Raw genomic sequence first — 11,043 nt, forward strand, 5'->3', positions numbered from 1 at the left:
TTTTATCCTTGGCCGCTTTATGAGCCTAGATTTCGACAAAGCAAAAATCCACAACCTTAAGCGGTTGTGGATAAAATGCTCAGAGCTATTAATATGAATAAAAATAAAAGAGACACCCATCAAGGTGTCTCTTCACATAGTATTAGCGAAGGCGAAACATGGCTATATGCACGACCACAACTCGCCGGATTCCGGCCCTTTCCTCAATCATGACCTAAAACTTTATAGGACACCAATAGCGACAAGCACCCAGCCAATCATAAAGGAAAGTCCACCTAGCGGTGTGATTGGACCAAGAAATCTGGCCTTTGCAACGCTAAGGACGTATAGGCTTCCCGAAAATAAAATAATTCCCACTACCAGGAACCAACCTCCCGTTATGATGAGTTGAACATCTGGATAGTTGTTCGCAAGCAGTCCGATCAAAATTAAGCCTAATGCATGCGCGATGTGATACTGAACACCTACTTCATACACCTTCAGCTTATCCGGTGTTAATCTACTTTTCAGCGCATGCGCACCGAACGCACCAATAGCTACTGCTAATACCATCAAAATACTACCGAGCATGACAAATGTTTGCATATGAATTCCACCTCTTTTATTAATTCCTACATCAAGCATATCATGATTGTACTGGGGAAGGAATTACCTGCCTACTTATCACAAAAGCACGCTCTAGAAGTGAACTCTGTAGTCTATTGGCCCCATTTTTTCCTATTTAATATTTTTCGGTTGATTTACGATTGCTAGAATAGTAATGTTGGTTGGAATAGCAATCGAAGGAGTATGTATGAACATCATTCAATCTACCGCCATGGAGTGGCGAGGCTGGTCACGCAACATTCGTCTTTTTTTTCTAGCGAATATGCTGTATCAAATCGGTACAGGCATGTTCTCGGTATTATATAATTTGTACATTCACGAACTCGGTTATGCCGATTCCATGAGTGGAAAAATCATCAGTATGCAATCACTCGCAACAGCGTTATGCTTCATTCCTATTGGTTTGTTTGGCGATCGAGCCAGTCGCAAACGATTGCTCGTAATTGGTGCTCTTTGTAGCGGTATAGTATTGGCTGGCCGCTCTTTATTTGAGTCAGAGAGCAGTCTGCTAACTATGGCTGTTCTAACCGGTTTATTCGCAGCTATCTTTCAAGTGCTCGCCATTCCTTTTCTTGCTGAAAGTGTAGCTAAAGCGGATCGTATGCGCATATTCAGCATATTTGCTGCGTTTGTGCTCGCCTCCCAAGTTGCCGGCAGCCTTGGCGGAGGTGTAATCGCAGATGTTATGCAAGCCGCAGGATTAACTAAGCTTCTCTCGTTTAAAATAGTTTTGCTGGCGGGTAGCATAGCAACAATAGCGGCATTTCTACCCTTGCAAGCTATACGGGAATCCGCACGTATCTCCAAGCATGATAATAAAGCAATTAACAAAAATCTTTCTGCGAGCCCAACAGCTCAATCTAAGGGCGAAATTTCATTCATTGCTAAGTTTGCCTCTATTCAGCTTTTGATCGGTATCGGGTCAGGACTTGTCGTGCCTTATTTAAATTTATATTTCACGAATCGATTTTCGATTTCGCTTAGTGCGATGAGCCTCTTACTATCTTTAGGTCAAGTGATGACCATCTTTTCAATGCTTATTGGCCCATCGCTAGCTAATCGAATCGGACAAGTGCGAGCGATCGTTATTTTTCAAACACTTTCGCTGCCGTTCCTTCTATTAACAGGTTTCACGAATTTACTACTAGTTGCTTCAATAAGCTTTTTATTTAGACAAGCACTGATGAATGCGGCTAACCCGCTACAATCCGCTATTCTAATCGATCGAGTCTCTGAGAAAAGGCGAAGCCTCGCTAATTCCTGCATGCAGACAGCCTTTATGCTTGGATGGGCGACAATGGGACCGGTTCACTCCCATTTGATTGCTACCTACGGCTATTATTGGGGGTATGCCATTACGTTCAGTATTACAGGCACCTTATACGTCACCGCATCCATGCTTTTCTTTATGTTATTTCGTGATAAGCGACCGATAGCATTAAAATGAGTTAATATGGAATTCCCCTCTGAACCACTCTCGTTGCTTAGCAACTAAGCACTATGAACTTACCCGGACTGCTTTCTGCAGCCAAAAAAGATGCTTTAGCTTTTAATGTCGTATACTAAAGTTAAAAGTGATGGAAAAGCAAAAATCCACAACCTCTTGCGGTTGTGGATTTACATTGTGGGGGCGAGGGGCGTCGATACCCTTTATATACAGAATATTTTCAGAAGCAGTTTTATTAACTTTTAAGCTATAGTTCTCCGTTAGCTTAACAAAGGTGCCGAAAAGTGGTCTTGAAGTTTACCGTCCAGCACGATGGCTAAATCATCCAGCGTCCCCTTAACGTCAGCACCTTCGAACACAATACGGGACAAAGCAGGATTCACATAATCGTCCAACAATTGATACAGGGCTGTGTTCCCTGACGAGATCGGAAGTTGAGGGGCTATTTGACGCTTACGTCGTAAACCAGATAGATGCAATCACAGTTCTTAGTAGCAGTGACATAACCATAGCGTAAAAGAAGGAGTCGTATCCAATAAGATGCGGCTCCTATTTGCGTTTAGTTTATCGAGAGGCCATACTGCAATTTTTCAATTGTAAATCCCCTAATTTTTTGGACGTGATGATTGGATGCTCGAAATAGTGTTTTAATCAACTATTTAAAGTATAAAATCCAACTGTATTTTATGAAAGCGCTATATATAATAATGAGGACTGCTTGGTGAGTGACAACAGGAAGATCACATAAGTCTAAAAAAAAGGGGGGAATTAGAGGGAGTGGGGGAAGAAGCTTAATGATATCTATTCTCCAAAAAACGTAATGGTGGCTATGACGTTTGCCTCAGTGAATTGAGAAGTTAGTAACAAATAGGAGGTATATAAATGACAAGCGGAAAAGTATGGGTTCAGCTAACTCGAATTTTTTTGATTTTTGCTCTACTGTTAGGCTCTATCTCTGTCACAGGTTCCTTTGTCGCGCTTGCAGCAACAACGGATAATGATTTGTTTGTTGCAACGAATGGTGACGACGAAAACTCTGGTACATCTGAAGCTCCGTTCAAGACGTTAGCAAAGGCGCAATCGGCTGTACGAAGTCTCTTGCCATCGGTTAACGGTCCGATACATGTATGGGTAAGAGGTGGCACGTATTACTTAGAAAACACACTGACTTTTACACCTGCGGATTCCGGTACGGCAGATAAACCGGTGTCATATTCAGCTTATCAAGGGGAAAAGGTTATTCTGAGTGGTGGGAAAAAAATAACGCCTACGTGGAATGCCTATCAAGGTGAAATCATGGTAGCTGATGTAGGAACTGGTCTTAAATTCGATGGACTTTATCTGAACTCGAAGCGTCAAGTATTGGCGCGCTACCCGAACTATGATTCGAATGTAGCCATCTTGAATGGCTATGCGAATGATGCAATCTCGGCAGCTAGGGTTGCCAAATGGAGTGATCCGACAACTGGTCTTGTGCGTGGGCTTCACGGCAATACATGGGGCGGTAATTCCTTTAAAATTACCGGCGTGAACAGCGGTGGTAATCCGACTCTACAATGGGTAGGGGATAATAATAGAGGGGACACTTTGCACGCTACTTACCGCATGGTCGAGAATATTTTTGAGGAATTAGATGCTCCGGGGGAATGGTTCTATGAGAAAAAAAGTGGGAAGTTATACTTTTATCCTCCAGCGGGCGCAGATTTAAGCAGTGCTAATCTTGTGGCTGCATCGCTCGAAGAATTGATTCGTGTGACGGGGACGGCAATCGAGAAAGTGAAGTACTTAACTTTTTCTGACTTTACATTTACCGAAACGCATCGCACCTTGTTCTCGAGGACTTATGAAAAATTGATGCGTGGGGACTGGGCGGTTGCTCGCGCGGGTGCTATTTTCGTGAAAGATGCTGAGAATATTACAGTTAAAAACTCCATTTTCGATCAGGTTGGAGGGAATGCGATTTTTATAAGTGGTTATAACCGAAATCATGCGATCACAAATAATGAATTCACCGGTTCTGGTGCTACGGATGTGCAGATCGCAGGTCTGCAAAGCGCTGTGAGATACCCTTCAACTTGGGAGAATCAACATTCGGATCTTCAGGATAAAAACCCTGGACCACTAACCGATGATTATCCGCAAAACATTACGGTTAGCTACAATGAGATGTTCAACATGGGAGTGTTCGAAAAGCAATCCGCAGGTGTCAACATATCGGTGAGTCGGGATATCACCGTTAGTCATAACACCGTTCATCACAGCCCGCGCGCAGGTGTGAACATCAATGACGGGACTTGGGGTGGTCATATCATAGAGTTTAATGATATTTTCGACACCGTGCTCGAAACGGGTGATCACGGTCCGTTTAATTCATGGGGTAGAGATAGGTTCTGGTCACTTAGTGGCGAAGATGCAGTTAAGAAGCAGTATGCCTTCCTTGATGCAATGGAGACGACAATTATCCGTAATAATCGAATCTGGCACAACTCGGAATGGGATATTGATCTAGATGACGGTTCGTCCAATTATGACATTTATAACAACCTCTTAATCAATGCTGGCTTCAAGTTGCGCGAAGGATTTTCCCGGAAGGTTCATAATAACATCATTGTCAATGGAGCTGGGCATTTCCATGTAGCCTATGCAGGCAGTAATGATGTTATTGAAAAAAACATTTTTGTAACGGCCAATCCGTATGATTTCATCCAAGATGATCCTAAAATCGCAGGCACCTTTTACGATAACAACACATTCTGGAACAACGGAATGGCAGTAGCTGACATCACGAGCTCATGGATCGCTTCAGGGTTCGACGTCAATTCTGTCATTGCGGATCCAAAGTTTATTGGAACTTCGCCATTTGCGGATCAGTCCAAGAAAGACTTTACAGTCTCAACTACTTCACCTGCTATTGAACTTGGTTTTGTGAACTTCCCGATGGACCAATTCGGTAAACCTGGCTCTCCGACTCCGCCTGACGTTATTCACTGGCCGAGTGCTCCAACACCTACAGAGGATAATGAGCCTCTAATGGGAGCGGTTGTTAGTAGTATCTACTCGGATACAGTCATGTCATCTGTAGGATTAGGTGACTGGAATGGGTTATATGTAGCGAGTGTTCCGACTGGTTCCTATGCAGAAAAACAGGGGCTACTCGCGGGAGATGTTATCCGTTATGTAAACGGTGAGCAAGTGAAGACCAAGAGCAGCTTCTGGAATGTATACAATAAGATCGCACCGGGAGGCAAGGTTACAGCACAAATATGGCGTAAACAAGCGGCTCTGACACTCTCCTTCAAGAAAGTGGAGTCCAAAGAACAGTTGAACGATTCAGCTGGTGTAAACTTTGTAGGCACAGGCTGGGATTATAAAAACGCTAACCGCGGAGGAGCAGGTTCTTACAATGACGATCTGTATGCTTCACAGAATAAGGGGGATTACTTCGAGTTCACCTTTAACGGAACGGGCGTCGATTACATTGCGCAAATTAATTCGGATGAGACCAGTGTGGACATATATATCGACGGTGTGTTTCAGCAAACGGTCAGTCTGGCTAACGCGCAGCGGGTTTTTCAGAAGGTCGTATACTCGAAGAAAGGCCTAGCTCAGGGGATTCATACCATTAAAGGTGTCTCGAAAAGCGCGGATTACTTTATTGTGGACGGATTCAGTGTTTATGGTGAGGCAACGACAGATGTAACGACTCCGGTTTCAATGGCTTTAGTTGCTCCTACTTTACCCGATGGACCGGACGGTACTTACCTTACAGAGGTATCGGTTGCGATCACGGCTACTGATTCTGAGACTGGTGTAGCCAGGACGGAATATCGATTGAACGACGGAGATTGGAAGAATTACAGCAAAGATATTACGCTTTCAACAGAAGGTGTGAATAAAATTACTTATCGCAGTTGGGATTGGGCAGGCAACTTGGAAGTGGGTAAAGAGCTTACTGTGACAATCGGCAAGAAAACTGTACCATCTGCGGTAACGATTGTTGGGGGTGTAGGCGATGTAACCGTTCAAAACGCAGTTGCGGGGGCTGTCTTGAAGATCTATAACAGCTCGAACGTAGTGGTAGGGACGGTTCCGGCAACAGGTACCGCGTCTGATAGATTTTCAGATCTGCTTGCAGGCGATGGTTATTATGTTACGCAGACTGTAAACGGTCTAGAAAGCACGCCTTCTAATCCAGTTACGGTAACGGGCGTATCGAAAGTACTGCATACTGTTCTAACAGCACCGAGTTCTGTACTCTCAGGGGAAACCTTTACGGTTGAATTTGGTCTCAAGGGAGTAACTGAAAGTCTCTACGCGCAAGACATTGAGCTAGACTACAATTCTTCCATACTAGAATTCGTCTCTGCAGAATCGGTACGAGAAGGTCTCACTCTCTTAGAAACAGTGCGAGATGTTCCTGGTAAGTTGCGCTTAATCATAGCCAGTCCGGGTGCTGAGCAGGCGGTCAAAGAGGATGAGCAAGTGTTCGTGCTGACGTTCAAAGCGAAAGATGTAACGGTAGTGTCCACAGGGACTGTTTCTGTTACGACTGCTACGATAGCAGACGGATCAGGTCTCGAGGAGCAGGTACCGGTATCCTCAGTAAATGTTGAAGTGAAAGTGCATCAAGGAATTCCAGGCGACATTAACAATGACGGAAGAGTAAGTATCGGAGATTTGTCTATTATTGCGGCTAATTACGGTAAAGATTCCACAAGTTTGGATTGGGCACAAATCAAGCATATGGATCTGGATGGAAGCAAGGCAATCGATATTGGCGATTTGTCTATTGTTGCTAAAAAAATGCACCTGCTGTAACGGAAGAATAAAGAGAAAGAGGTACCATTAAACAGGCAGCAACGAGTTAATCCAATAGGATCATTCGTTGCTGCCCAAAATAAGAAGATAGAGGAGCAAAGACGAATATGACTAATCACAGTGGTTTATTTAAGAATCTAGCTTGGATTACAACACTATCATTATTGCTATCTTCATATAGTATGTTTGGTTCACTTTCACCGGTTTCCGCGGATGCTGCGCCGACCGGCTCAACACAAGTCTCTACCGTTAAGGCGCCCGTCAAAATTATGCAATCACAGCAGTGGTCAGACAAATCGGGCAATGTGCAGTTGATCAAAGGTATTGGACCTGATGGAGATGCAATAGGAAAAATAGTAGCTGAAGATTGGATCAAATATGCAGCTATTGATTTTGGAGCAGGGGTGTATGATACATTCATGGCGACTCTTGCCGCATCCCCCTCGGAAGCAGGCAGGAAAATCGAGATTCGATTGGRTTCTCAAACGGGAGAGATCATCGGGAATTTAATTGTTCAATCTACGGGAAGTTTGGAGTTGTTCAAGGAACAATATGCTTCCATTGCCAATGTTACTGGCGTGCACGACTTGTACTTCAGCTTCCCTGATGGTTCCGTAGGAAATTGGAACTGGTTCGCGTTTGGCCAAACGCCAGATAACGAAACGAAAGAGCAGCATGATCAAAGAATGCAATGGTTCAATGATGCACGGTTTGGTCAATTCATTCACTGGGGCGCGTATTCACAGTTAGCTGGGACTTATAACGATAAAACGTATGATGGTGCCTCTGAATGGATTATGGCTAATATGAATATCCCAAAAGATGACTATATTAAGCAAGCGGTGACTCCATTTAACCCGACGCAGTATGACGCCAAAGAATGGGTTGATGTGATGAGAAAAGCAGGGCAGAAATATATGGTCATTACTTCAAAGCACCATGACGGGTTCAGTATGTACGATACTAAAGTTACCGACCATGATAACTATAATATTGTAAAGTCAACCCCGTATGAAAAAGACCCGATGGTGGAATTGTCGAAAGAGGCTAAGAAACAAGGGATTAAATTCGGCTTCTATTACTCTATACTAGAGTGGAATAATCCTAAAGTGCCTGCACAGAAAGAACAATATGTATCAGAGATGAAGGAGCAATTGCGCGAACTCATAGAGAATTATGATCCTGATCTTCTCTGGTTCGACGGTGATTGGGATGCCTGGTGGACGCAGCAAGATGGTGAGGATTTGTACAGATATCTGAGGACTCTAAAAAATGATTTAGTTATTAACAACCGCGTTGGTAAACGACTTCCTGGTGATGGAGATTACGGCACTCCGGAACAAGAAATACCGAGCACGGGTATGAAGACGATTTGGGAAACCTGTATGACCATGAATGGATCATGGGGCTTTCATGCAAAAGATTTCAATTGGAAATCTACCCAAACATTAATCTCGAATCTGATCGAAACATCTTCCAAGGGTGGGAACTACTTGTTGAATGTAGGGCCGTCACCAGAGGGTCTCATTCCTCAGGCCTCGGTAGAACGTTTGACGGAAATGGGTGATTGGTTAAAAATTTATGGGGAAAGTATCTACGATACGAAAGCTAGCATCTTTGTGGATCATTTCTCATGGGGCTATTCGACAACTAAGAATGGGAAAGTGTACCTTCACGTATTAAATCAGCCTACTGATAATAAAATCACCCTGCCAAAATTGATAAACAAAGTGAATAAAGTTTCATCTTTGGCAGATAGCTCTGAAATATTAAACTACACATTAGGTGAAGAGATGGTCATATCTTTGCCCGCGTCACACCCCAATCCATATGCTTCCGTATATGTCATTGATGTGAATGGGCAACCAAAAGTCGATATGCCTGAGAATTTAGCTGCAGGCAAGCCAGCAACTGCAAGTAATGTCTACGAGAATAGTGCGAGTTATGATGCTTCAAAAGCGGTGGACGATGATTACAGTACACGATGGGCAACGGACGATTCTAATAATCCGCAAATGCTTGAGGTGGACTTTGGGCAAGATACAACATTCAATAAAGTGTTGATTGACGAGTGGGTCCATAATAACGTCCTTCGTATTTCTGAGTTCAAGATTCAATATTGGAACGGAACAGAATGGAAGGATGCTTACAGCGGTACGACAGCCGGCCCGAAAAAAGCGGTGACATTTGAGGCGGTAACAGGCTCGAAGATTAGATTGAATATCCTATCTGTATCGGGGTGGAGTGGCCCGACGATAAACGAGTTTCAAGTCTATCATACTGATGTGAAAGTTAGTGGCATAACAGTAGACAAACAACAGCTTAACTTATCGGTTGGTCAATCAGGTCAACTTCAGTCGACTGTTATACCGAACCATGCATTGAATAAGAATGTAATTTGGTCGAGCAGCGACGACAAGGTTGCCTCAATCGAAGATAAGGGGAATGGCATATCCATCATCCATGGATTAAAAACAGGAACAGCCGTTATTACGGTTACGACGGCTGATGGAATGTTTACGGCGACAACGAATGTCACAGTTGCAGAAAGTAATAACGATGAAATGACTACGGTGCTAACAGCTCCTAGTTCCACATTGGCAGGGCGACCTTTCACTGTTCAAATCGATTTGAACCATGTGAACAAAAAAATGTTTGGCCAGGATATCACATTAGATTATGACGCTTCGGTAATGAAGTTCGTTTCCGCGAAGTCGATCAAAGCGGGAAGTAACCTATTAGAGACGACGAAAGATCATGAAGGGAAACTTCGGCTGATCGTAGCAAGTGAGGGCGCAGACCATGGCATCAGTGGGAATGCATCGTTGATCGAGCTAACATTCAAAGCAAAAGATGTGAAAGTGACCAAGTCTGGCACAATTTCTATAACAAGTGCAACATTAGGGGACGAACTAGGGACGGAGACGAATGCGACTCCATCCGCGATTCAAATTGAAATTAGGGCTGTACCTACAGGCACTCCAGGCGATATGAACAATGACGGCAAAGTAAGTATCGGTGATTTGGCTATTGTAGCTGCGAATTATGGTAAAACGAAGGATAGTGCTGATTGGAATCAAATCAAATCGGCAGACGTTAATGGTGATGGCATCATTGATCTTATTGACCTAGCTACAGTTGCTAAGGCCATTGTGAAGTAGGTTGGAATTTAGAAGCTTAATAGAAGTTTAATTCGAGTTATTGGGAAGTTAGGCACGAACTTAAATGATTTTCATTTAAGTTCGTGTCTTTTCTTTGTTGCAAATGATATAAACAATGCTCAAGTATCATTCCCGAATCATTTTAGAATTCAGCATCTTTATTCATCTCATAAATCTCGAATGTATCTTCACGTATTTCAATGGCTATAACAGTATCATCTTTTTTGAAAAATTGAACATGGCCTGCGAATACGGCATACCTCCTGGTTGTTGTGCTTTGTCAGTTRAGATAACTTCTTTCATAACATCAATCCTCCTATGAATAAATTATAGTAGTTTTTCCATTTTCGAGATATCACCATTGATGTTAGCAATTCTTCCTTATTTAAACAAGAAATAAAATATGTATTACACTAACCTGTCCGTTAGCTTAATAAGCAAAAAGAGCAGTGAAGTTAACGTCGCAAAGCCCTTTTTGTATTGATTAATCAGAACATGAGCTGCAGCCGTGCGATAATGGTCGTAATCGTTGGTAAGCGACAATCACAGCACGTCCTGACAACTATCGTCAAACGGTCTTGTGATGTGCAAATCTAAACGTTTGTGAGTAGGGAGAAATCGGTGTAGGGGGCTTGATTTGCTATAATGGATTTGTGCAATATAACACACCCGTTGGAACTTGGCACCTATAATCATTAGGAGGGATTCGATGTCAGACTTAACAAAGGCCATTCTGATCGCAGCACAGGCTCATGACGGACAACTAGACAAAGGAAATAACCCCTACATACTTCACCCACTTCGGCTGCTAACAAAAGCGAGTACAGATAGGATGAGAATTGTAGCAGTGCTTCATGATGTAGTTGAGGATACTGACATGACATTCGAAAAATTAAGATATGAAGGATTTGATGAAGAGATCATAGAAGCTCTCGATTGCCTTACAAGACGGCAGCATGAAACATATGATGAATTTATTGACCGTATACAACCTAACACATTAGCCAGTGC

Annotated in this window: 7 protein-coding genes; 4 read left to right on the plus strand and 3 right to left on the minus strand. The window is 43.1% G+C overall.

The genetic code is table 11. The features are described from left to right. Positions 1-222: 222 nt before the first annotated feature. Positions 223-585, minus strand: coding sequence for a DUF423 domain-containing protein (locus AC1DWN_RS09560; RefSeq protein WP_477558667.1), 363 nt, complete (start codon positions 583-585; stop codon positions 223-225). Between the two features lie 208 nt (positions 586-793). On the opposite strand from AC1DWN_RS09560, the gene AC1DWN_RS09565 reads away from it, so the two are divergent. Further along, positions 794-2,053: an MFS transporter gene (locus AC1DWN_RS09565; protein ID WP_477558668.1), complete on the plus strand. Its 1,260-nt coding sequence runs from the start codon at positions 794-796 to the stop codon at positions 2,051-2,053. A 260-nt stretch (positions 2,054-2,313) separates the two neighbouring features. Here AC1DWN_RS09565 and AC1DWN_RS09570 read toward each other — a convergent pair whose 3' ends face one another. After that, on the minus strand, positions 2,314-2,532 hold the full coding sequence (locus AC1DWN_RS09570; RefSeq protein ID WP_477558669.1) for a hypothetical protein: 219 nt from the start codon (positions 2,530-2,532) through the stop codon (positions 2,314-2,316). Between the two features lie 403 nt (positions 2,533-2,935). On the opposite strand from AC1DWN_RS09570, the gene AC1DWN_RS09575 reads away from it, so the two are divergent. Together AC1DWN_RS09575 and AC1DWN_RS09580 are read left to right on the plus strand one after the other, a co-directional pair. Continuing rightward, entirely contained in the window at positions 2,936-6,871 is a 3,936-nt protein-coding gene (locus AC1DWN_RS09575) for an OmpL47-type beta-barrel domain-containing protein (protein WP_477558670.1), read from the plus strand. 107 nt (positions 6,872-6,978) lie between these two features. Continuing rightward, complete coding sequence (locus tag AC1DWN_RS09580; protein WP_477558671.1) at positions 6,979-10,032, plus strand: alpha-L-fucosidase; 3,054 nt, start codon at positions 6,979-6,981, stop codon at positions 10,030-10,032. Positions 10,033-10,440: 408 nt separating this feature from the next. Here AC1DWN_RS09580 and AC1DWN_RS09585 read toward each other — a convergent pair whose 3' ends face one another. Continuing rightward, the gene (locus AC1DWN_RS09585; RefSeq protein WP_477558672.1) at positions 10,441-10,575 is read right to left on the minus strand and encodes a hypothetical protein; all 135 of its coding nucleotides are present in this window, start codon (positions 10,573-10,575) and stop codon (positions 10,441-10,443) included. A gap of 166 nt (positions 10,576-10,741) precedes the next feature. Here AC1DWN_RS09585 and AC1DWN_RS09590 point away from each other — a divergent pair. Next, a partial coding sequence (locus tag AC1DWN_RS09590; RefSeq protein WP_477558673.1) for a GTP pyrophosphokinase occupies positions 10,742-11,043 on the plus strand: 302 nt, incomplete at its 3' end.

The sequence above is a fragment of the Paenibacillus sp. P4_A7 genome (assembly GCF_056402455.1).